The organism is Flavobacteriales bacterium, assembly GCA_020435415.1.
GTDB lineage: Bacteria > Bacteroidota > Bacteroidia > JACJYZ01 > JACJYZ01 > JACJYZ01.
The window spans coordinates 1-23,851 of sequence record JAGQZQ010000049.1 but is presented as its reverse complement, the minus strand read 5'-3'; the positions used below and the strand labels follow the sequence as shown (position 1 = coordinate 23,851).

General features: G+C 47.6%; 19 protein-coding genes and 1 tRNA gene. 10 read left to right on the top strand and 10 right to left on the bottom strand.

Annotated elements, in window-relative coordinates; translation table 11 throughout:
• The coding region (locus tag KDD36_09205; GenBank protein ID MCB0396818.1) for a pyruvate carboxylase at window positions 1-2,848 on the top strand (2,848 nt) is incomplete at its 5' end.
• A gap of 273 nt (window positions 2,849-3,121) precedes the next feature.
• Here KDD36_09205 and KDD36_09200 read toward each other — a convergent pair.
• Complete coding sequence (locus KDD36_09200) at window positions 3,122-7,609, bottom strand: translocation/assembly module TamB (GenBank protein MCB0396817.1); 4,488 nt, start codon at window positions 7,607-7,609, stop codon at window positions 3,122-3,124.
• Window positions 7,610-7,748: 139 nt separating this feature from the next.
• On the opposite strand from KDD36_09200, the gene tsaD reads away from it, so the two are divergent.
• Window positions 7,749-8,762, top strand: a complete 1,014-nt coding sequence (tsaD, locus tag KDD36_09195; protein MCB0396816.1) for a tRNA (adenosine(37)-N6)-threonylcarbamoyltransferase complex transferase subunit TsaD — start codon at window positions 7,749-7,751, stop codon at window positions 8,760-8,762.
• On the opposite strand, the gene KDD36_09190 is transcribed toward tsaD, so the two are convergent.
• Entirely contained in the window at window positions 8,759-9,304 is a 546-nt protein-coding gene (locus KDD36_09190) for an SRPBCC family protein (protein ID MCB0396815.1), read from the bottom strand. The two genes, tsaD and KDD36_09190, sit on opposite strands and share 4 nt — an antisense overlap.
• A gap of 126 nt (window positions 9,305-9,430) precedes the next feature.
• On the opposite strand from KDD36_09190, the gene KDD36_09185 reads away from it, so the two are divergent.
• Both KDD36_09185 and KDD36_09180 read left to right on the top strand, forming a co-directional pair.
• Entirely contained in the window at window positions 9,431-10,003 is a 573-nt protein-coding gene (locus tag KDD36_09185) for a sigma-70 family RNA polymerase sigma factor (GenBank protein ID MCB0396814.1), read from the top strand.
• Window positions 9,996-11,189, top strand: a complete 1,194-nt coding sequence (locus KDD36_09180) for a hypothetical protein (protein ID MCB0396813.1) — start codon at window positions 9,996-9,998, stop codon at window positions 11,187-11,189. Before KDD36_09185 ends, KDD36_09180 begins: the two co-directional genes overlap by 8 nt.
• A 17-nt stretch (window positions 11,190-11,206) precedes the next feature.
• Here the strand turns inward: KDD36_09180 and KDD36_09175 are convergent, their stop codons facing one another.
• Window positions 11,207-11,581 carry a CoA-binding protein gene (locus KDD36_09175; protein ID MCB0396812.1) on the bottom strand — a complete coding sequence of 125 codons (375 nt, stop codon included), beginning with the start codon at window positions 11,579-11,581 and terminating at the stop codon, window positions 11,207-11,209.
• Window positions 11,582-11,746: 165 nt separating this feature from the next.
• Between KDD36_09175 and KDD36_09170 the strand changes: the two genes are divergently transcribed.
• Both KDD36_09170 and aroQ read left to right on the top strand, forming a co-directional pair.
• Window positions 11,747-12,058, top strand: a complete 312-nt coding sequence (locus tag KDD36_09170) for a hypothetical protein (protein ID MCB0396811.1) — start codon at window positions 11,747-11,749, stop codon at window positions 12,056-12,058.
• 57 nt (window positions 12,059-12,115) lie between these two features.
• Entirely contained in the window at window positions 12,116-12,532 is a 417-nt protein-coding gene (aroQ, locus tag KDD36_09165; GenBank protein ID MCB0396810.1) for a type II 3-dehydroquinate dehydratase, read from the top strand.
• Here the strand turns inward: aroQ and KDD36_09160 are convergent.
• From KDD36_09160 to KDD36_09150, 3 genes are read right to left on the bottom strand one after another with little or no spacing between them, the layout of a single operon-like run.
• The gene (locus KDD36_09160; GenBank protein ID MCB0396809.1) at window positions 12,529-13,563 is read right to left on the bottom strand and encodes a glycosyltransferase family 2 protein; all 1,035 of its coding nucleotides are present in this window, start codon (window positions 13,561-13,563) and stop codon (window positions 12,529-12,531) included. The two genes, aroQ and KDD36_09160, sit on opposite strands and share 4 nt — an antisense overlap.
• Complete coding sequence (locus KDD36_09155) at window positions 13,556-14,443, bottom strand: lysophospholipid acyltransferase family protein (protein MCB0396808.1); 888 nt, start codon at window positions 14,441-14,443, stop codon at window positions 13,556-13,558. The genes KDD36_09160 and KDD36_09155 overlap by 8 nt, the downstream gene beginning before the upstream one ends.
• Window positions 14,440-15,906, bottom strand: coding sequence for a GWxTD domain-containing protein (locus tag KDD36_09150; GenBank protein ID MCB0396807.1), 1,467 nt, complete (start codon window positions 15,904-15,906; stop codon window positions 14,440-14,442). Before KDD36_09150 ends, KDD36_09155 begins: the two co-directional genes overlap by 4 nt.
• Before the next feature lie 317 nt (window positions 15,907-16,223).
• Here KDD36_09150 and asnB point away from each other — a divergent pair, with 317 nt between their 5' ends.
• The 3 genes from asnB (at window position 16,224) to KDD36_09135 (ending at window position 19,433) form a co-directional block, all read left to right on the top strand.
• The gene (gene asnB, locus KDD36_09145) at window positions 16,224-17,909 is read left to right on the top strand and encodes an asparagine synthase B (protein MCB0396806.1); all 1,686 of its coding nucleotides are present in this window, start codon (window positions 16,224-16,226) and stop codon (window positions 17,907-17,909) included.
• A gap of 8 nt (window positions 17,910-17,917) precedes the next feature.
• Window positions 17,918-18,907 (top strand): alpha/beta fold hydrolase, encoded by a 990-nt coding sequence (locus KDD36_09140; GenBank protein MCB0396805.1) that lies wholly within the window; start codon window positions 17,918-17,920, stop codon window positions 18,905-18,907.
• 256 nt (window positions 18,908-19,163) lie between these two features.
• Window positions 19,164-19,433 carry a hypothetical protein gene (locus tag KDD36_09135; GenBank protein ID MCB0396804.1) on the top strand — a complete coding sequence of 90 codons (270 nt, stop codon included), beginning with the start codon at window positions 19,164-19,166 and terminating at the stop codon, window positions 19,431-19,433.
• 225 nt (window positions 19,434-19,658) lie between these two features.
• Here KDD36_09135 and KDD36_09130 read toward each other — a convergent pair whose 3' ends face one another.
• Genes KDD36_09130 through KDD36_09115 form a run of 4 tightly spaced genes read right to left on the bottom strand, consistent with a single transcriptional unit; the run spans window position 19,659 to window position 23,343 of the window.
• Window positions 19,659-21,149 carry a hypothetical protein gene (locus tag KDD36_09130; GenBank protein ID MCB0396803.1) on the bottom strand — a complete coding sequence of 497 codons (1,491 nt, stop codon included), beginning with the start codon at window positions 21,147-21,149 and terminating at the stop codon, window positions 19,659-19,661.
• Window positions 21,150-21,185: 36 nt separating this feature from the next.
• Window positions 21,186-22,079, bottom strand: a complete 894-nt coding sequence (locus tag KDD36_09125; GenBank protein ID MCB0396802.1) for a YARHG domain-containing protein — start codon at window positions 22,077-22,079, stop codon at window positions 21,186-21,188.
• Window positions 22,076-22,711, bottom strand: a complete 636-nt coding sequence (locus KDD36_09120) for a DUF2306 domain-containing protein (GenBank protein MCB0396801.1) — start codon at window positions 22,709-22,711, stop codon at window positions 22,076-22,078. The genes KDD36_09125 and KDD36_09120 overlap by 4 nt, the downstream gene beginning before the upstream one ends.
• On the bottom strand, window positions 22,708-23,343 hold the full coding sequence (locus tag KDD36_09115; protein MCB0396800.1) for a M15 family metallopeptidase: 636 nt from the start codon (window positions 23,341-23,343) through the stop codon (window positions 22,708-22,710). The genes KDD36_09120 and KDD36_09115 overlap by 4 nt, the downstream gene beginning before the upstream one ends.
• Window positions 23,344-23,582: 239 nt before the next feature.
• Between KDD36_09115 and KDD36_09110 the strand changes: the two genes are divergently transcribed.
• Window positions 23,583-23,667, top strand: a tRNA-Ser gene (locus KDD36_09110).
• Window positions 23,668-23,851 lie beyond the last annotated feature (184 nt).

Genomic DNA, 23,851 nt, shown 5'->3' with positions numbered 1-23,851 from the left:
AAAATTTGTAGACCAACCCAAGCATATAGAGGTACAGATCGCTGCCGATCGCCACGGCAATCTGGTACACCTGCATGAACGCGACTGTTCCGTGCAAAGGCGTTACCAAAAGGTAATTGAGGTGGCACCTTCGTTCGGTTTACCCCAGGAGGTAAAGGATAAACTATACGCATACGCCACGGGCATTACACGTGCTGTTGGCTACAACAACGTGGGCACCGTAGAGTTCCTGGTGGATAAGGATATGGAGATCTATTTCATCGAAGTGAACCCTCGGATTCAGGTAGAGCATACCGTTACCGAAATAGTCACCGGAATAGACCTTATCAAAACACAGATCTTTGTTGCCGGTGGATATAAATTGTCCGACACCCAGATCAAGATCGCTTCGCAAGACACCATCAAAACTTCTGGTTTTGCAGTTCAATGTCGCATTACAACAGAAGATCCCACCAACGACTTCAAACCGGATTACGGTACGATCGTTACCTATCGCAGTGCCGCAGGATTCGGCATCCGCCTGGACGTAGGATCGGTATACCAGGGAGCCAAGGTAAGTCCCTTCTTCGATTCCATGTTGGTGAAGGTATCCGCCGCTTCCCGCACGCTGGATGGTGCATGCAGAAAAATGGACCGGGCACTGAAGGAATTCCGTATTCGCGGCGTGAAAACCAATATGCAGTTTCTGGAAAATATTCTGCGACACCCCACCTTCCGTTCCGGAAATGCCACCGTTAACTTCATCGCTGACAGCCGTGAACTCTTCCGCTTTGATCACCGACAGGACCGTGCTACCAAAGCCGTCAATTACCTGGCTGATGTGGTGGTGAATGGCAATCCCGATGTGAAGTTTATCGACCGGACAAAGAAGTTTGAAAAACCGGTCGTTCCCGCATTCGACCCTTATGCACCCTACCCCGAAGGCACGAAAGACCTGCTCACAAAACTAGGCCCGGATAAATTCTCCGAATGGCTCAGAAAGGAAAAGAAGATTCATTATACAGACACCACCATGCGCGACGCACACCAGTCCCTGCTCGCAACACGCATGAGAAGCTATGACATGCTCAAGGTGGCGGAAAGCTATGCAAAGAACCATCCCCAGACATTTTCCATGGAGGTATGGGGTGGCGCCACGTTTGACGTATGCCTGCGCTTCCTGAATGAGAATCCCTGGAGACGGCTCGCCGATCTCCGTGCTGCCATGCCAAACATATTGCTTCAGATGCTGATCCGCGGATCCAACGGAGTAGGCTACGCGGCCTACCCCGACAATGTGGTGGAAGCATTCGTCGAGAAATCATGGGAAACCGGCATCGATGTATTCCGCATCTTCGACTCTCTTAACTGGATGAAGAACATCGAACCCTGCATCAAATATGTACGCAAGAAAACCGGCGGACTTGCAGAAACCGCTATTTGCTATACGGGTGACATCATGGACCCCAAGCGCACGAAATACTCGCTGGACTACTACCTGAAGCTCGCCAAGCAAATGGAAGATGCTGGCGCTCACATCATCGCCATCAAGGACATGGCTGGATTGCTGAAACCCTATGCAGCAACCGAATTGGTAAAAGGCCTGAAGGACACCGTGAAACTCCCAATTCATCTTCATACCCATGATACGTCATCCATTCAACCTGCTACTTACCTGAAGGCCATTGAAGCCGGTGTGGATGTGGTTGATGTTGCCCTCGGCGGATTGTCAGGGCTCACCTCACAGCCAAACTTCAATAGTATTGTGGAGATGATGGCAGATCACAAGAGACACCAGGATTTTAATATGGAATCGCTCAATCAGTTCTCCACATATTGGGAAACGGTGAGGGAATATTACTATCCATTCGAATCAGGATTGAAGGCCGGAACAGCAGAAGTTTTCAGACACGAAATTCCCGGCGGCCAGTATTCCAACCTGAAGCCCCAGGCCCGGGCCCTCGGACTGGCAGATCAGTTTGACCGGATCACCGAAGCCTATGCTGAAGTGAATATGCTGTTCGGAGATATCGTAAAAGTAACCCCCAGTTCCAAGGTTGTCGGTGATATGGCACTCTACATGGTGTCAAATGATCTGACCGCTCAGGATGTGATGGACAAAGGTGAAACACTGAACTTCCCGGAATCCGTTGTCAATTTCTTCAAAGGCGACCTCGGTCAGCCGGTGGGAGGATTCCCTAAGAAATTACAAAAGATCATTCTTAAAGATAAAAAGCCATACACGGATCGCCCGAATGCACACATGGAACCCGTGGACATGGATGAAGCATTCAACGCATTCCTGAAGAAATACCAGCCCAAATTCGACCGTGAACTGGCCTTCACCGATTTCCTGTCTTACATGCTCTACCCCAAGGTATATGAGCAGACCTGGAACATGCACCTGCAATTCGGAGACATGGCAAGGATTCCAACGAGAAACTTCTTCTACGGCATGGAGCTGAATGAAGAATGTGAGATTGAGATCGCACCGGGTAAGGAGATCATTGTGAAGTTGCTGTCCGTAGGTCCTCCCAATGCAGACGGAATCCGCACGGTGTTCTTTAAGGTCAACGGGCAAACGAGAAACATTGATGTGAACGACCGCAGCCTCAAGATCGAAAAAGCGGAGAACATCAAGATAGACGAAGGGAATGCAAAACAGGTGGGTGCCCCGTTACAGGGTCTCCTTTCAAAGATATTCGTTAAAAAAGGACAAACGGTTAAAAAGAATGAACCTTTGTTTGTGATTGAAGCTATGAAAATGGAGACGACAATCACAGCGCATGAAGCTGCGGAAATCAAGACGATTCACCTGAAGGAAGGAACATTGGTAAACACAGATGACCTGGTCATCACCCTATCCTAGGGCGGTGACATTCTTAATGTGTTGACCTCTTAAACCGCTAAATAGGGCAAACAGTGAATTTGTTCCTGTAAGATCCCTCGCTGCGCTTCGGGATGACAAGGGCATTTGTAACTTAAATGGGAAGAAAGATAAAAGCAGGCGATTGGACCACTAAATCATCAAAATGTCAATCGCCTGCTTTTATCTTTCCGTTAGCCTCATGATTCCTGTCATCCCGAAGCGCAGCGAGGGATCCATGAAACCGAACACTGCCTATATCCATAGCCAACGCCTTCATTCTTCATTCTTCATTTCCAACTCTTCATTCTTCTCAGGTTGTTGTTCCGCTTCGGAGGGTTGCGCATCCGTTTTTTTCTCTGATGATCTGCCGGAAAATACTTTGCGCATCAGCCCCTGCCAGGTATTGAACTCTTCCCGGTAGAACAATCCGACTCCCTGTGAGTAGGGCGCTTCCTGGCTGAGGAGATCGAAATCATTGGATCGGTTGAACGCCTTGACACGGAACTTACCATCTTCCCTGACTTTGTATTCCAGGTTGAAGTCGCCCACCAGCCGAGAGGGATTGTTCTGCTGTTCTCCGGCATAACCCACGTTGCTCTCCAGCTGCACACGGTCGTGAAAAAGTTGGGTGGATAAGGCCACTTCTATCTCCTCCTGGGTCAACTCATCTCCGGGACGGTAGTTCACGTTCACGTCGTATTTGTCACTGTTCTGAGATATCCAGTTGCTAAGCTGGTGCGATAGCAGTTCACTGGTGGTATTGCCTGCTCCTTTCTCAAACACACTTTGCTGTCCGAGCCCTGGACCTCCGCCAAATTGCAACGGTGGTGTGAAGCGATAAAGCACCAGCAGACTGAACACCTGACGGTTTACTTCTTCGTCTGTATTCATCAAACTTTTCGCCTGACTTCTCACATCCTCCGGACTGTTCGGGAATGACACATCAAACCGGATATCCGGCGACAGCAGTTTGCCGGTCAGATACATATCGCAATCAACCGGAACCCTTTTGCGGTATGCCTGTGCGGTATCCTGAAAGAGATCGGACAACGATGTACGCACCCCATACGCTGCCTTCAGATCGAGGTCCGCATCATACGGATTTCCATTCCAGGTGATGGTACCTCCATCCTTCACCTTGAATTTCTTGTTGATCACATTCTGAAGGGTAAACAGGTAATCGCCCTCGGTCACCTCATAAGTGCCGTACATATTAAAGACCCCTTTGGAGCTTATTTCCAGTTTCAGGTTTGAGTTTCCTCTACCCCTCATGACATCACCGACCTTTTCATCAAATATCAGGGACACCTCTGCATCCGGGGTCACCTCCAGGTCCATATTCAGCTGGATACCATCCAGGTTTACATTGTAATCCTTGTCCTTCGTCCTGAGCGTATCTTTATGCGGATTCACAAACATCACAAAACCACTTTCACTCACCTCGTCGGGGTTATCAAGTGGGATGTTTATCCGGGTTCCTTTTTCGGGCTTGGCCAGTACATCCACCACCAGGTTACTCAGGTCTCCCCGAACATTCAGCAGTCCGCTTGCGTAGGCCTGTCCGTAATACAGACTGTTGTCCTTTGCGCCGGTGTTCAAACAATGCATCCGGTCCAGATCCATGCTCAGGTCCAACCCCCAGTTTCTGAAGCCATCGTGAAAAATTTTCCCGTACGTAATGCCCCGGCCGTTTTGTCCGTCATACAACACGAGACTGTCAAACTCCATCCAGTGTTCGGTGAACTTGACCTTGCTTCCGAAATTATACCGTGTCCCAAGGTAATTTACATTGAAAACGGTTTTCACCACATCCAGTTCACCCAACAACACCGGCTTTTTGAAACTGCCCTTGAGATCCAGCGAACCGTTGACCACACCATTCAGGTTTGAAATAAAGGCATTCACATAATCATTAAATAGATTAAGGCGGATATGCGCGATATCAAAATGAATATCCAGCACGTTTTCTGTTTCAAACGGGTAATAATAACCGTCGAAGTTCACGGATGGGCGGTCATTACGCTTAAATGTACCCCGCAGTCGCGCTTTCTTTCCATCCGGATCCCAGTCGCTGTTTACAAGCCCATCACCGATATCCTGCTCATTCACCCTGAGTCCCTTGAACTCAATATTTGTTGAAATGACGGGATTGCTGTATAAATTGGACAAGGCCGCTTGCCCGTTGATGACACCGGCTAACACGAGCACCTTATCTTGCAGGAACGGATCGGTCTTCCGGAGATCGAATTCATCAAAATCCACCAGCAATTTATTGTAAGGGTTATGAGATATTTTCCCACGTATATCCAGCGCCTGTGACTGGGAGTGCAGATACATATGATTGATGGTAATACCGGAAGTATCGAAAACAAGGCGGTTATCGCTGGCCACTGTCCACAAGGTATCATAAAACGTGATCTCCGCTTTTTTAAACACATGGGCAAACGAAGGATATGCACTGAAATCCAACGAACCAACGATATCGCCTGTATATAGTGATGAATCCTGATTATCCCACCCCAGGATATAGTTAAGTGTATCGGCAGAGGCTTCACCACTGAATGAGAGGTTCCGGGCCTTGCTGCTCCCCGGCAGATAAAGGGTATCACAATCCCAATCTACATGTAAAATACCGGAAGCAGATCGAACTGAAGCGTTGAATCGTTTAGCCTCCATACCTCCTACGCTTGCACTGGGTGCGCTCATGTTCAGGTGCACGGTATGCATGGCTGAGTTATACCTGCCAATGATGGAGGTATTTCTTCCTGGGACCTGATTAGGAAAGTAAACCGCTCCGATGTCATCCAGGTTTTTCACGGTCGCCTGGATTTCCAGATTCTGTTCCGGTAAGCGTGACGGCAGGGCGTATGGCTTAAATGACGGGAGATACTCCATAAGCGTGGCGAGTATGGACTGCTTTATATACTCCAGGCTATACTGCCCCGAGACATCAGCATCCAGCAGATCTGAACGGATGGAAATCTTGTCGTTGTTTTTAGATCGGTTGATGTTCATTGCCAGATCACCGACCATCAACGAAGTGGTATCTTTGATGATCCGGGTCCGGAGAAGATCCAGTGACCCCGATATCTTATCGATATGATCACCGGTAAGATGGATCCGGGCCTCTGTCTGAAGTTCCATGGCATACTTTTCAGGCACAAGGTTCAGCGTGTGGAAACGCGCCTTCCGTATGTTGGAAACAAAATCGAAGATGGGTTCCCGCCCACGGTAGTCGATACTTCCGTCAAAGGTCAGGTCAAGGTTTTCATCGTTGGCCTTGAGGCTTCCAGAGAACAGTTGATTTTCGAGATAGCCCTCCACCTCCAGTTGCTTGTAATCATATCCTGCATAAAGGATATGTCCGATGTTTCCTTTGATAGCGGTTTTCAGGTGATCCTTGTCGATGCCACTTCCATCTACCTTCACATTCATGGTCACCCTGCCAAGCTTAGGCGCCATGTCAAAGAACTTGCCCACATGAAACTGATCCATCCGGATTTGTCCCTTGTAACGGATGGATTCATCCCGGCTCAGAGATACGTCTGTACTGATACTACCCAATGCGGTATTAAACTGTCCATAGGCCACAAATTCGTGGAGGAACCCTGTGAAGTCTCCCGTAAACCCAAACTTCCCAAGTCGCGCCAACTGTGGAGGCAGGGATAATGTTTTTTGTTCATTGAACGGAGGGACCGGAATCTGCTCGAGGTCGAACACCGTTGTTTCGAGTTTGGTAATATTTGCATGAATAAACGTGGTGGCCCAATCCGGCATTCCTTTGATATTCACATCCCCTTCGAAATTGGATTCATGCGCGAACCGCACTTTCAAGTTACGCCCCTTGAGTTCAGACGGTTTTCCTCTGAATGAACCGGAAAGGGCCAGACGTTTGCGAATCCCCTTCAATGGCGCGGCAAACCAGGCGATATCCCCAAGCTCCAGTCGTGAGGGTTCAAAGGCTGCTTTAAAGCGGACATTGTTGTTAAAAGATGCGAGGTCTGCTGGTGTCTTGTATGACAGCTCCCCCTGAAACTTAAGCATGGACGATGGCGTCCTAAGCTCGGTATGATCCAGTGTAAGCCGGGTGGGATCGTAACGCACATCGGTATACAGATAATCCAATGTGATACCCGAGGCTTCCCTTAACGAGGCAAAAGCAATCCGGGCAGTGATGGTATCCTCCGTTACATTCAGGTCTTCCAACCCCAGATTAAGTTTACTTACCCTAAGGTTATTGGGTTGAAATCCGTCACCGGAAATTTCAGCATGATGATTGCGAAAAGAAAGAGCACCATTTTCAAGGTAATACGCAGGACAGGTTACTCCCCAGCCCTTGCTCTTTTTAGTGGTATCTTTACTGGCCAGCGAATCCAGGATAAACTGGAAATTAAGCACGGAATCCGTGTCGTACTTATGCAGATGAATAACGGGACGTTTCAGACGCAAACTTTCAAGTCTGATCAGTTTCTCCTTCCTGGAAACCCCCTGTATACCGGCACTTATGGACTCAACATACAGCAGGGTATCGCCCTTCTGATCTTCTACATAGAGACCTTCCAGTACAAATCCTGAAAAAAAAGTAAGATCAAAGCCCTGAATGGAAACATTGGTATTCCATTTCTTTGAAAGCTTCCCCGCTATCCATTGCACCACCTTTGTTTGCACATATGGACTACGAATGGCACCGTAGCCGCACGTCAGCAACAACACAGGTACAATGATCAATCCGATTAACCACTTTTTCTTCCGGCCGGTCATACAGTACTAACGGTTCGCATAAAGGTAGCAATATATTTTCCCATCGGTTTAAACGCTCCAATGTTTACAACCATCTCAGACTTGGATTAACTTCATACAAAATGAAGGTCGTTATTTCAGAAACTTCCATATTTGCATCATGAAAGACATTGTTCTGCTGGCCATCGAATCATCATGTGACGATACCTCCGCCGCGATTTCTATAAATGACAAAATTCTTGCCAACGTGGTGGCCGTTCAGCAGGTTCATGAAGAATATGGTGGTGTGGTTCCGGAACTGGCGTCCAGGGCACATATGCAGCACATTGTCCCCACCGTAGATGCAGCCCTTAAGAAGGCGGGTATCACCAAGGACCGTCTGGATGGGATCGCATTCACAGCTGGTCCGGGTTTACTAGGTTCCTTAATGGTTGGCGTCTCTTTTGCCAAATCCATGGCACAAGGCCTGCAGATCCCCATGGTGGCCGTCAATCACATGGAAGCGCACGTACTGGCACACCTAATTAATGATGGAAGCCCGATTCCCCCTGTACCTTTCTTATGCCTCACGGTCTCCGGTGGGCACACCCAGTTGGTTGAAGTTGGGAAAGATTATACACTTAAAGTCATCGGGGAAACCAAAGACGATGCGGCAGGTGAAGCCTTTGACAAAGCCGCACGTATGCTTGACCTGCCTTATCCGGGCGGGCCATTGGTAGACAAATATGGCCGTGAAGGCAATCCACATGCCTTTACCTTTGCCCAACCACAGATGCCAGGATATGACTTTAGTTTCAGCGGACTGAAGACATCGATCCTTTATTTCCTTCAAAATGAGTTGAAGAAAGACCCGGACTTCAGACAAAAACACATGGCGGACCTGTGCGCATCCATACAACATACCATCACGGATATTTTACTGAAGAAATTTGAAAAGGCCACTGTTGGCTTGGGATTGGAGCACGTAGCTATCGCCGGTGGTGTGAGTGCGAACTCATACCTGCGGGAACAATTCAAACGGATGGCTGAGCAACTGGGATGGCAAGCGTATATACCCGCCTTTCAATACTGCACGGACAATGCGGGCATGATAGCTATTGCCGGGTACCTGAAATACCTGAGAGGAGAATGGGCAGACGAACATACGGTTCCTTCGGCCCGTTTGAAATTTTAAAGTTGATTGCTTTCCGCCAGACTTTTTAGTCCCTGGGCAGATCTTTCCAGACTTCCACCCACCATGGAATCAAACATCATGACGGCAAAAAGGCGTTTGTGAAATGCCAGATCACCGAGATCCCAAATGTCGATAAAATCGACCTTTACGCCTTCTTTGGCAGGATCGATGGTAATGGATCCTTTGCCCACCAGACCGGAGCTTTCAATAAAGATGTCAAAGGCCACCATTTCATTGGGCGTGCTTTTGGTGATCACATATTCGGTATTGCCACATGTTTCACTTTCAGCGCTGAGCCTTGCATCCCGTCCTTCTACATTGCCACTATAGTAATATTTTGTATCCGTACACCGGCTGTCTACCGCAGCCCACTTCGCCCAGTTACGGGGATTATTAATGAGCTCAAACACCCGCTCGGCAGGAACGTTGATCTCAACGGAACGAACGACCTTACGCTTGGTCTTGACAAATGGTGTCAGGATCAGAAATACAACCAACACCGCTAAAAATGCCAATAAAATAACCTTGATTGCCTTTCCCATTTTCAATTGAATATGATGCGCAAGATAAATAATTAATCACAAATTTGAAGTCGGACGGGATAATCAAGGTGGTTATGGAGCTACAAACGAATTGCTTAACTTGACACCGCAGAACCCTTGACGGACATGTCATCCACACAGAGCGACGCGGAGATTCTTGAAGCATACAGGAATCATGGCAACGAAAAATTGCTGGCTGATCTTTATCTGAGATACAGGACAATGGTCATTGGTGTGTGCATGAAGTATCTGAAGAATGAGGAAGACGCAAGGGACGCGATGATGGATATCTATCATTCCCTGGGAGAGAAAGTACACAAACACACCATCGCTTATTTTAAGAGTTGGTTGTACATGGTGGTGAAGAATCATTGCCTGATGATCCTGCGGCGAAACAAAGACATACGCCATGTGGATGCGGAAGTTGTTTTTGGAGAACCTGCCCTTATGGAAAATCCATCGAGCATGCATCTCACAGACAAGGAGGTATTGGAGGATGAGATCGGTGAACTGGAAAAGGCGATCGATCAGTTGTCAGAGGAGCAGTCGGTATGCGTGAGAAAGTTCTATCTTGAAGAAAAATCGTACCAGGAAGTCGCCCATGAAACGGGATACCCTCTGAAAAAAGTAAAGAGTTATATACAGAACGGAAAACGGAATTTGAAGAATCTTCTGGAACATATACGCCAGGATGAATAGCAAAGACATACAAGCACAGTGGCTGGCCGACGAGGCCTGTCCGGCGGATGATGTCCTGCACGCATATGCGGCTGGAAAAATGCACGGCCCGGAGCAGCATGCCGTGGAAAGACACCTGGTGGATTGTGAGATGTGTCAGGATACGGTTGAAGGACTCGCCCTGATAAAAGAGCCGGAGCAGCTGCTTGATGACATCTCTGCCGCGATATCATCTCACAGTGCCGGTGGCAGGGTCGTTCCGATGCAAAGATCCTGGCTGCGATATGCCGCAGCAGTTGCATTGGTATGCTGTACAGGTGCAGCACTCTGGTGGATCGGTTCCGGTGAAAATAACACCTCCTCTGAGCAAATCGCTGAATTTAAAAAACAACCGGATTCTCGGGTGAAGAACAATAATGGTAGTGATGATGTGGGTGTTCTGAATGAACAGGCAGAATCCGATCAGGACTCCGAATCTTCACAACTGTTTTCTTCAACGGAACAAATTGCTGAGAACAGAGAAAGGGAAACAGAAAGCCAAGCAACCTCAACCCCGCAGGAGAGTGCGCAGCAGTTTGGGGTAGCTGCAACTTCCGGCAATACAAAACCGGAGGTCATGAAAAAATTGAATGTTACGCTCAATGATGAGTACAAAAGCGATGACATGGCCGGAAACGCAGCGCCTGTGCCGGCACAAATGGAAGGTGATAAACTTGTTATTTCTGAAGAAACAGAAGCTAATGATGGGTTTGATCTTGAAGAGAAGCCAGATGTTATGCTTAAGGAAAGCAAACGAAAGGACGAGGTAATTGAGCAGAAGAACACCCGGTCCGGGGCGATCCTGACGGAAGATAAAAAAGCCGAGGAGCTCCGAAGCCATTTAACCGAACCCGCTGCTGCCACCGATGCGGACATCACATACCATTGGACTACAGAAAATACGCCGACATACCCCGGAGGGGATGAAGCACTCCAAAACTATTACCGCAATCGGTTGGATACTGTCGCATCCACACTTCCTGATAGCATCAAAGTCAGCTGTGTGATCAATACGGATGGTAAACCAACCAATGTGGTTGTATCAACATCTACGAAAGGCAGCACCAGGATCATCCTGTTGACAGAACAAATGCCCGCATGGAATCCGGGTCGTACCAATGGAGAACCGGTAAACACACCGCATTCCTTTTACATCAGAATCCGGTAGTCACTCAATGGATTTGTTCAAAACTGCTTTGTGGCAAGCAGAACAAGTGTACAGGCCACCTCTACTTCAATACCAGCTTTATTCGCCAACTCCATCAGTTCAGGGTTTTCTGTACCAGGGTTCATAATGATCCGCCGGGGTTTGAGCGACAGGATGTATTCGTACAGATCGGGCTGATGGGCAGGTCCCACGTACAGGCTTACGGTATCAACACCCGTTTCCTTTGGCTGATCCGTTCGGATTGTCACCGACCCGATCTGACCGGGACGTGTTCCTACCGCCACTACCGGAATATCAGCCTCAGCCAACTTTTGCACAGCTTTATAGCCATAGCGCTCCGGGTTTGGACTCGCACCCAGAACCAGTGTCTTTCTATTATTTCCAATGTTCATACTCACAAAGATATGGATTGTCCGATGCCAAAAATGTTGAAAACCCCATTTGGATTTTCGTCTTAATAATTTGGTAACTTGTAGAAGTTATACTACATTTGGCCGGTCTCAGAGCTAATTTCAGATTATTTATTTCCTTTTGTTTTTGTTAAGTTCTAAGGTGGGATGACAAAACTAGCAACATTATTGGCCGTGGCCATGACCCTGACAGGAGGAATGGCTTATTACCAATGGAAGGAGAATACTTCGCATAAAAGAAATCCGGAGAATACACCTGACTCCGACGTTTTACAGCAAGAGATTCCTGAGAACACTAAAGATGCCCGGTTAAGGGAACTGGGCGAATTAGGTTTATCCGAACAGGAAGAGGAGTTGGTCGAAACGCTCATTGAGACCGAATACAAAACCAAAGTGGTAAGAAGCAAGGACGAAACAAAGAAGAAGCAATACAAGAAAAAGGAGATTGTCATCTTCTGATCCCCCCTCAGCATTGGCCTAACCACAGGCACATCTAATTTTTCGTATTTTCGCCGCATGGAAATCGCCATTATCAACGGCCCGAACCTGAATCTTCTCGGTAAAAGGGAACCTGATGTCTACGGAAACACTTCTTTTGAAGCGTATCTGGAAACACTCGAAAGCAGGTACCCTGATATTACGTTCAGCTACTTTCAAAGCAATGTGGAAGGTGAACTGGTGAATAAACTTCAAGAAGTAGGCTTCAATAGTGATGGAATCCTGTTGAATGCAGGCGCCTATACACATACATCCGTTGCCATCAGGGATGCCATATCAGCAATCAAAACCACCGTCATAGAGATACATATCTCCAATGTATATGCACGCGAATCCTTTCGCCATGAGAGTCTGATCGCATCTGTGTGCAAGGGTACCATTTGCGGATTCGGACTGGATTCCTATCGTCTGGGTGTCGAAAGCTTCAGAAGCTAGGAAGCTGTCATCCGGTCCTGATCAAGGTCTTTGAACCGGTGTTTTCTCTTTCCGTAATGCGCAACAACCACACTGCCGTTATAGATAGCACTCACCTCTTCTTTTTCAGATATTTCCCTGACCTCCCTTCGGTTCCTTTTCAGGGTAGATAAATGGGAATAAAAGTAGACATGGGCTCTGAAAACCGCCCAGGCACTACGCACATGTCCTTCTGCAAAGAATTTGACACTGGCGATGCCATCCAACACCATTTTGATGAACATACTCCGAAAAAGACCCCGGGCAGGCAGATTCTTAAACATCATGCTCAGGTTATTCCGGAAGTTCAGATATGTCTTACGCGGACTGTTGGTTTGCAAGGTGGCTCCACCCACATGATAAACGGTTGATGTTCCGACGTACCAGATCGTATACCCCATTCGTTTCAGGCGCCAGCACAGATCAATCTCCTCCATGTGGGCAAAGAATGAGGCATCGAACCCACCGCTTTGGTGAAAAAGTTCAGAACGGATCATCATACACGCGCCACTTGCCCAGAAAACCTCAACCTGATCATCGAACTGGCCATGGTCACGCTCAATACTTTGAAAAATCCTGCCCCGACAAAAAGGAAAGCCATAACGGTCAATATAACCTCCCCCGGCACCGGCATATTCAAATTGTGTCCGCTCCGCCTCCTTTAATAATTTAGGCTGACAGGCGGCGATGGTAGAGTCCTCTTCCATCTTTGCAAGCATGTGATCCAGCCACCCTTCCGTCACCTCTACATCGGAATTCAATAAAACGTAGTGTTTGGCATTGACCTCTTTCAAGGCCTGGTTATAACCTTCGGTGAAGCCAAGGTTTTTACTGTGACGGATAACCCGAATTTGAGGATATCTCTTCCCAAGCCATTCAACTGAATCATCTGACGATGCGTTATCTGCCACTACCACCGAAGCGTCTTTACTGAACTGTATTACAGAGGGCAGAAAGCGCTCCATCAGATGTCTGCCGTTCCAGTTAAGGATGACCACCGCGACCCTATCCATGGCTTACATCTTTTTCGGAACGCTTATGCTTCCATCGCCTGTGCGACCATAGCCAGGTTTCCGGCTGCTGTCTGATGGATTCTTCCAGCATTGCCGTATGACGTTCGGTTATTTCATGGGTGGTTGTTTCCCCGGGTTGATCGGTAATCAGAGAAAACGTCACATCATAATACCCGGGCTTCACACGTCGCATATCCAGAAAGACAACCGGGAGATTCATTTTTTTTGCCATTTTCTCGGCACCAAGATAAACAGGTGTATCCTGATGAAGAAATGTGGTCCAGAAAGATGCTTCACTTTTTAAAGGTGTCTGATCGGAAACGAACAGCACCGCTTGCTGCCGGTCTCGTGTGGCAAGCATATGACGGGACGTATCCCGCATCTTCACCAATCCGGCCCTGAACCTTGAACGTAGCTTCGCAAATAGCCTGTCCGCTACCTGACTGGATAAGGGTTTATAAATGGCGTATGATTCAAAGGGTGTGGACTGGGCCAGAAGCAAAGCTGCCAATTCCCAGTTACCATGATGCCCCATCACCACGATCACACTCCTTCCGGAATCGTGCAGGTCTTTTAATAATTGTAGATTGGTGATTTTGACATGACGCTCAAAATACGCTTCGGAAAAAGACAGCTGCCCGATCACCTCCATGAACAATATGCCCATATGCCGGTAATAGTCAACCATTAGTCGATGAAGCCATGCCGTATCTTTCTCCGGAAAGGCATTCCTGAGATTGGTGGTGATGACCGAACGCCGGTATCTCACCACATGGGCAAGCACAAAACCGATCAGTCGGGAGAATTGCCATTTCACCGGGTCCGGCAGAACGGAAAGCGGATAAAGGAGCATCAGAACAAGGTAATATCCAATACTCATCGCGGATTTCTGTACAAATCACTCGAGCGGCCACCCATATGACCCGGGCTTCCCTGGTCGTCGAGGTTACCCATGGGTGTGGTACGCTTATGTATCACCTGTTCCCATTGGCTGTTGAATACTTCCCCTTTTGCGTCAGAATGAAGAAGTGCAAATTCGTCTGTTACCAGGTCAGGATTATAAAAAATGAACCTTCTGTTTGGTTGTGCCCCTAACATGTAGTAGTGCCATATCTCGTAGGGGTATGCACTCGGCTCATTGTAACTTTTGGCGATGGAATTCGGGGCACCGTATTGGAGGTATACCCTGCCACGATCGGTATCATAACCTTTGGACAACCGGGTTCCAAACTTCTCGTTTACCTCATCCACCTTTACTTTATATTCCTTCCACGCTTTGGCCGGATCTTCCGGATTTCTTGACAACCAGAAGCTGTGAAAATACTTTTGCATTAATTCGATATCATCCGAAGCAATAGCATTATCGGCAAAGACCAGGTCCCGTTCATTGGATATCGGACGAAGCGAGCGGATATAATCGATCAACGTATCCTTCGAATGGAAGGTGGTGGCGAACGATAGCGTTATATCCGTACTCTCCACGTCGGCCATGGTCGTTGAAACGGCCGGCTGACTGCGCTGAAAGTAACGTTTTGTAATGGCCAATAATTGATTTGTAGTATCCCGAACCTCGATCACCAGGTGAAAGTCTCCGGAGTACACCTTATCCAGTGGAAACTCGCCGAACAATGCATTGGTCGGTGCGGTCACCTGTTTCTTAAACCTGCTCAGATTGGCCATGGGTGCTCGGGTTTGGTCGGATTCAATGTAAATATTGGCCAGGTACCGCTGACCGGCACCGAGAATGGCATCCGTATGATAAATTTCAGCGTAATAGGTGATCTTATCGATGGATTCCGGGTAGTAGTCCATGGCATAGGGAATCATCTCCAGGCCGCTTTTTGTAAAATCAGAAGGTGGGCCTATGGCTTCTTCATAGCTATCGACCAATTCTATATCGGAAATAAATACCTCATCGGCAGGGCAATCCACGGTAACATTGAACGATGTGGTTTGTGGTTCTTTATCACTGTGCAAATCCTGAATGGTGATCGTCACCTCATATGTACCATTGGCCAGGGGAATGCGCTGCATGTCCAGAAAATTAGGCTTGGCATCCTTTTCATTGGCTACAGGAGGACTTCTTAAAACATGCCGGTCGAGATAAACATCCCTGCCGAATCCGGTGATGATTGTTTTCACTTTCACTTCAGCATACCAATTCCCTGATGCGCTCTCCATATATTGGGCTGTTTCACCCAGCATGGTAATATAGGTTTCCACGTAGGGTCCTTCCTCTTGTGAGTAAAAGGTCGTATAACTGAAAAAGGCTTCTATTCCATTGGCCTGGGCACGCAGAAACGTCAGAAGACAGAGGGCGGAAACGATCGTGATTCTAGTCATATACGAGGCAGCTAATGTACAAAAAGATGCTGTGATGACCGGGGAAGGGAACAGATGATATAAAGGTACATCATTGTATCATCAATATCCAACACTTTACATTTTTTTAGCATTGTCGTCACCCAATGTTGCAAAGAATTCAGAAAGATTCTTTAATTTTGTGCATCATGAAAATGCAATTTCGTCATAACGGCAACTTTGGTGGTAACCACAATGTGAATTTCAACATTGTGAATTCTAATAATAATAGCTAACCCCACCCATCGTCTGCCGCACCCACCGCCGGCCGGCGGTGAGGGTGGACAACCTGATTAAACATGTGTGGATTCATTGGAGTATTTGACCTAAGGCAGGACGCACAGGCGTTGCGACCTCAGGTATTGGAAATGTCAAAACGCATTCGCCACAGAGGTCCGGACTGGTCCGGATTTTACTTTGGCGATAAGGCCATCCTGGCCCATGAGCGACTGGCCATTGTTGATCCGTCTTCAGGACGACAACCATTGTACAGTCTGGACGGAAAGCAGGTCCTGGCAGTGAATGGTGAGATATACAATCACCGTGCGCTAAAGGAGCAGCTGCAACAACCCTATTCATTCAGTACGGAATCGGATTGCGAAGTGATCCTGGCACTCTACAAAGAAAAGGGACCCGATTTCCTGGAAGACCTGAACGGCATTTTCGCATTCGCACTCTACGACGAAGAAAAAGACTTTTACATGGTTGCCCGTGATCATATGGGTATCATTCCGCTTTATATGGGACGGGATCAGGAAGGCAACTTCTATGTGGCTTCCGAACTGAAAGCCCTGGAAGGCGTGTGCAACCAGATAGAACTCTTCCCGCCCGGTCACTACATGACTTCGGATGACGGCAAACTTCACCAATGGTATAGCCGCGACTGGGAAGATTTCGAGGCGGTAAAAGACAATGAGACCGATATCAAAGCCTTGCGTGAGGCACTTGAAAATGCGGTTCAAAGACAACTTATGTCGGATGTTCCCTATGGTGTATTGCTTTCGGGTGGACTGGACAGTTCGATCGTTTCCGCGGTGGCCAAAAAATTCGCTTCCAAAAGGGTTGAGAGCGGCAATGTCCAGGATGCCTGGTGGCCACAACTTCACTCTTTTGCCGTAGGTCTCGAAGGGTCGCCCGACCTGGCAGCCGCCCGAAAGGTGGCCGATCATATCGGCACGGTTCACCATGAGATTCATTTTACGCTGCAGGAAGGCCTCGATGCCATCCGCGATGTGATCTACTATCTGGAAACCTATGACGTAACAACCATCCGGGCTTCCACGCCCATGTATCTCATGTCACGTGTCATCAAATCCATGGGGGTCAAGATGGTATTATCCGGGGAAGGCGCTGATGAACTTTTCGGTGGATACCTTTACTTTCACAAGGCACCCGATGCCCAGGCCTTTCATGAAGAAACGGTCCGTAAGCTCAAAAAGCTGAACCTGTATGATTGTCTGCGCGCCAATAAATCATTGGCAGCATGGGGTGTGGAAGGAAGGGTTCCGTTCCTCGACAAAGAATTCATGGATGTGGCCATGCGCATCAATCCGAAGGATAAGATGATCAACAAGGAACGCATGGAAAAATGGGTTCTGCGTAAGGCATTTGAGGATTACCTCCCTGAGAGTGTGGCCTGGAGACAGAAAGAGCAATTCAGCGACGGTGTAGGTTATAGCTGGATCGATACCTTAAAGCATGTAGCCAGTGAACAGGTAACCGACGAACAACTGGCCAATGCCAAATACCGTTTCCCGGTAAATCCACCGATGAGTAAAGAGGAATATCATTACCGTTCTATCTTCGCTGAGCATTTTCCATCAGATGCCGCAGCATCTACCGTCCCAAGTGTACCATCGGTTGCGTGTAGCACACCTGAGGCACTGGCCTGGGACGAAAGTTTCCGAAACACGAATGACCCATCCGGAAGGGCGGTAAAAAATGTACATTTGGAAGCTTACAAAACAGAAGAACCACAAGCCTGAACAAGCCTATGAAACATCTGCTTTTAACCATTGCCATTTGCTGCACCGCTGTATTCGCGGGATCAGCACAAAAGAAGTCCGATAAGAAAGCGCCGAAAACGCCGGAAGTCAGCACAGGGCATAAAATGCTCATCAACGGCGACAGCCTATACGTGGAAGTTGTAGGTAAAGGAGACCCCATCGTTTGCATTGCAGGAGGTCCCGGTAATTCACATGACTACATGCAACTTTATGCCGGTGACCTCGCGGAGAACTATCAGATGATCTATTTCGATGCTTTTGGAAGGGGATATTCAGCACGTGCTGAGAACCCCGAAGAATATTCGATAGATCGGGATGTTGAAGACCTGGAAGCGTTACGAAAAGCATTGGGCCTTGAAAAATGGACGGTATTCGGCCACTCTTATGGCACAGTAGCTGCGCAGGCCTATGCCCTGAAGTACCCGAACAGCCTGAAGCGCCTGGTTCTTGCAGCAGCTTTTCACAGCCATGAAATGTGGCAGGCCAATTGCGACAGTTACAATTATAATGTCAAAACGCAATTCCCTGAGAAGTGGGCCGTCATCGACTCCCTGCGGAAGGAAGGTTATATCTCCAGCGACTCCATCTTTGCATCAGTTTATGGTAGTGTCCCCACCGGATTCATGTATATTCACGATACACACAACCGGAAGAAGCTGGAGTTCAAGCCCGATATGGCGCCGGATCACATGATGAATCTGAAGGTGTATTTTAGCATTGTAGGTAACGATGCGGATTTCTTTGTAGGCGGTGACATCATCAAAACCGACTTCAGAAGGCAGTTAAAAGATGTAAAAGTCCCTGCCCTGCTACTTTTCGGAAGATTTGATTATGTAGCCACACCGGAATACGCTGTACAGTATAAGCATTACATGCCCCAGGCTCAGTTTGAGATGTTCGAGAACAGTGGTCATAACCCCATGGCCGAAGAACATGAGAAATTCCTGAAGATCATGAAGGACTTTATGGAAAAATAGTCTGCCACCATCTTAACACCCAAGGCCGTGCTTCAATTGAAAGCATGGCCTTTTTTGTTAACATACTGCGCTTTAACATGTCGAATTATCACCTTCATGTTAAAAAATCTGTCGCTCAGTGGTGTAAAAAAATTATTTCATCGATTTTCAGCGCTAAAGAGCAGATTCACCGAACCTTGTGCCTATCACCTACGTATTTACACTTAGATGCGGAAGTTCGCGTCATTTGCACTTTATTATTGACACTTATCAGAACATGAGATTATTCGGTACATATTTATACAAGCATCAGCTGGCCATGTTGTTTTTTGGATGCAGCGTGATACTGACGGGGTGGGAAGCGTATATGATGGAGTTTTATGTTTCCGGTTTCACGCGCCTGCACCTTGGTACAGTGGCCCTGGTTGCCCTGACCCTATCTTATCACCTGCGCATGCAAAGCAGGCGACCCATCCGTAGAAAGTGGTTGTTGGCCCTCGCCTATGTGGTTATAGCGGCGGCGGCTGTTTCACTGGTGGTCATCTAATTAAAATACCAACGATTGATATTGCACTTATGCATTTAGGTTACCTGAAAGGCCCGGAGATTCCGGGCTTTTTTGTTGGAATATACATAACCGAATGATGCCGGTAGGTATGCTTCAGCAACTTTAAATTTTTCATATTCTAAAGATTCTACAGCACTCCTGTTTTCACTTAAGGTTAAATTGCCGGTATCTGTTAGCAATCAGTATAATTGGAGAGGTTAATGGCTATTTATTCTTAACTCCTACTGTCACTGCGTTAGCCATCTTTTCCTTCACTTCTATGTAGCTCATCTTTTCAAAAGCCAGTGTCAGTTCTTCCTCATTGCCAATGGTCGCATCCCGAAAAGCAAAATAGGGTCCGTCCTTCCTGATCTGTACCGCAAACACCAACACTTCATCTCCCGATGGGAGGCTGTTAAAACTGAATGATTCCTGATCCCTCTCACCAGATGGCAATACCGTTGAGCGTCCTTTGAATGCGACTACCAGGTTTGTATTCTGCGCTGAACCTGTTTTGATACGCAATCGTGCCAGTGGAATCCCTTCCTGTTCCCAACGATATTGCTGGTCGCAATTGTACCACCCCAAAGTGGTCAGCCCAAATGAATAACCTCTAACCGGCGCCTCGGTTGGCAGTTGATCGCTCTCCTTGACTTTATCAGAGTTTTCAATATCTGCCATATAGTTTTTCAGTGCTGCAAATAACTCTTTCGACAAACTGAGTTTTTCATTATCCAACACCCTGGCGAAAACCCGTCCCTGACCCGGCTTCATTTCTATACCCCAGCGCACACTGGAATTGCCAAACTTTTTATCAATAGGGGGCAACCACTCACCTGACTTTTTAAATAATCCGAGTATTTCTTCATCGCATGCATCGCTCAATCCCTTGGCAATTGCCGGATTATCTACAGTGCCATCAAAACCAATATCAAACTTTAATATGGCTGTTTTTGCATAGGTAAGGTTATCGAATTTTAACCCGCAGGAAATATTTTTCTGAAGATATGATGCGCAATCATTGCAATGAGGCTGTGTGAGGAACACCCGATCATTCACGAGGTCGGCCAAAGCCTTGCCACCATAATTTTCGGGTGTTTTCTTTTTCACAACAGACTTTTTTATGGATGTGGCTCTGGCACTAACTTGATCCGGTTGTTGTGCCAGCTGCCAGTTCACGGATCCAGAAGCATCCTCCTTTCCTTGATACAACTGCATTCCCGACTTCACCTTACTTGCAGGCATATTCAGTCCCAACACCGCGCCATCCCTGACCTTTAACTTCTTTCCGTCTGAAGTTGCGGAGATATGAACCATACCTGCTGTTTCAAGCGGTTTTCCGTCAGTTGCTGTTGTAAGATTTCCCAAAAGCATATCTGCAACAGCATAAAATTCCTGCACCTTAAGGGTAACAGACCCGGATACAGGGTCCCCGTTTTCAAATACTAAGGCACCTGCCGGAATACTGAGTTCCGTACCTCCATTTGCTTTCACAGACTGATCCTTACTGATATCCAATTCAAAAGACTGCACATCTGCTCTTCCCTGTTCATAAAACTGAGCAAGTGCTTCGGACTGATCAACCACACCCGCATCTGTCAAGGCTTCATCCTGATTGGCGTCATTGGTTTGGGCTTCGTCTGGCATGGAATTACCGCAGGAATACATTCCGATGATAATAACCAGTAGCAAAATGGATAGAATACGATTCTTCATCTGTGAATTGATTTAGGACTTTAATGGAATGGTTATTTATCTACCGTAAGTATCATAGTAATTCGCAGCATGCGCCTCGTAGCGCTTCAGCAGTTCGATATTATCAAGTTCCAGTTTGGTCAGTTCCGAAGTAACATTTACTGAACGCGGTATGTACCAATCCACATATTTATCAAAGATGTAGCGCATACGGCGGGTTTTGAATGAATACCCGTGCCGGGCATATATGGAATTCCGCACAATCTCCAGGTCGCCCTTGTACATGTTCTCCACATCTTTGGATTCCAGTTTGGTATTGGATGGATTGACTTTCAGAACATCCTCCGTTACCATTTCAAAATCAAACTCTTCATTTATGGATTTATCTGGCACCAGCTCTGACCACGCCACATTCTCCGGAAGCTTGAGGTCTGGGGAATATGTGAAGTTTTTTTTATCAAGGGTGTACGACCGCTCTGTGACCGCCAGGTTCTGATCATTCGCTGTCCACCTTCCGGTCAATTCATTCTTGTCCGGTGTGATTGTAAACCGGAATCTCCCGTCATATTTATCGTCTCCCGGTTCGGTAGCATCCACCACCAGATAACCATTGCCCTTGGATACTTTTCCGGAAAACGGACGCAGGTTTCCGGCCACCACACTATGTCCATATAGTGCATCACCCACAATGGAGTCAATCGATATATTGATCTTGTTGGAATACGATGGTTCTTTATCCTTCTTAAATACTTCCGCCTTGAATTTGCCCACATAATAGCCGAGCACGCCGGCGTTGTCCACTTGCGGCATTTGTGCTTCTACCTGAGTTTCCGTTGTGGCACTGCTTTGAGCGGTGCTATCGGATTCATTATGATCCTCTGACGAAGGGTTTCCTCCGCAGGCTGCGAGCATGCCGGACAAAACAATGGCGAATAAATAGATTGACTTCATGATGATTTGGTTTTAAGGATGATAATTTCAGCAACGATCAGATTCAATACCCAGCCCAGCCACGCCACCACCTGGTAAACGTCCATGGGTCGGGGATGAAAGGCTGCTACGATAAAATATTTCCATGCCCTCAGGGTGATCGCGGACAAGGTCAGTGCAAAACTTCGGATCATCCAGCGACGATGCGCGACCATATCCCGCTTTCTTGCAGTAATGATAGCAAATAAAGTGAATACCACCCACAGCACTGCCAGCATGCAAAATGCCAGTCGGGAAGGCCAGCCACCATTGGCATATATTCCGATCACCAGCCCCGAGGGACCGGCCAGCAGGATGATGACCCCGGCGTACAACCATCCGGCCTTGCGGTGCAATGCGGGGTATTTACGGCGCAGACCTTTGGAGAACTGGGTAAAACCTGCCAGTAGTGCAAGAATGGATACAAAGACATGTATAAAGAAAGCTATACGGTAGTGCGTCATGTGCACGTAGTCCTGCTTGATGGCCAGAAAAGCCACGTCTGTTTTAATTGGGATGTACTGAAGGGTAATGGCCACCATCAGGTAAAGACAGTAACCGTACACCGTCATTAGTGAAATGGTCCGGAGCAAACGTAGGGTGCCGCTGTTCATTTCACGGGAAAGTTGAAGAAGGTTTCCGGAAATGGTTCATCCTTCAGAACGAAGTGCCACCATTCCCCATCATAAGCTATAAATCCATGGGCCATCATTTTCTCCCTCAAAAATTGCCGGTTTGTTTTCTGAAGAGATGTGAGATGACTTGCCTTTGTGCCTGACTCGGGTCCGAAGAAATCCCATATGGAACCCATGTCCACCTCTGTGTCTACGCTATCACCGGAAAGATAAACAAGGGTCAGATCCACCGTACTTCCTCTTGAGTGGCCCGAATGTTCGGAAACATACCCCTTAAGAAAGACGCTTTGCTTCTTGATATGCGGGTAGTAGGTAGATTTCATCAGGGTATCCGAAAGGTCCTTTCCCCAGCGCACAAAATGATCCACCGCCTGTTGCGGGCGGTAGGCATCCCTGATCTTTAGGCCAAGTCCTTTTTCACGGAGAGATGCTTGAACCTCTTTCAACGCCTGTGTTGCTTGTTCACTCAGGATGGCGCGGTTGGTCAGATATCCATCAACGGTATCACCGATAAAATTATCTGAGGAAAAATAGCCGAGGTCTGTGCGGATATCTTGAATCACCTCATCCACATACACAAAGCCTTCGGGCAATGAATTGATGGCAGGCATGGTATCGGCAACCACCGTATCTGTCCGCGTTTCCACAAGCTCTGCAACGGCTTCCTGCCGGGGAGATTCCGAAGATGAACATGCACCCAGAAGGCATCCCAGAACGACGGAGGTATGGTATAAAATCTTCATTCTTCAGAAAGGTCAACGTTAAAATACGAAAAGAATGATGCGGCGGCGATAAAAGAAACATAGGGCTGTAAGAAGCACATAATCTGTTTTTTATTAATTTCGCCCCCGGAGAGGTGGCAGAGTGGTCGAATGCGGCGGTCTTGAAAACCGTTGTACCGCAAGGTACCGGGGGTTCGAATCCCTCCCTCTCCGCAGTGAAGTAAAAGGCCCTGCGATAGCAGGGCTTTTTGTTTTAGGGCAGAGATATCCAAGCTTGCTTGAGATGACGGAGCCCTAAAACAAAAAGCACGACCGAAGAGCAGCGGAGGTCGGGCCTTTACTTCACTGCTGGCCCCCTACCCGGGATCAACGGAGCAAAGCGGAGTTAATCACGCAA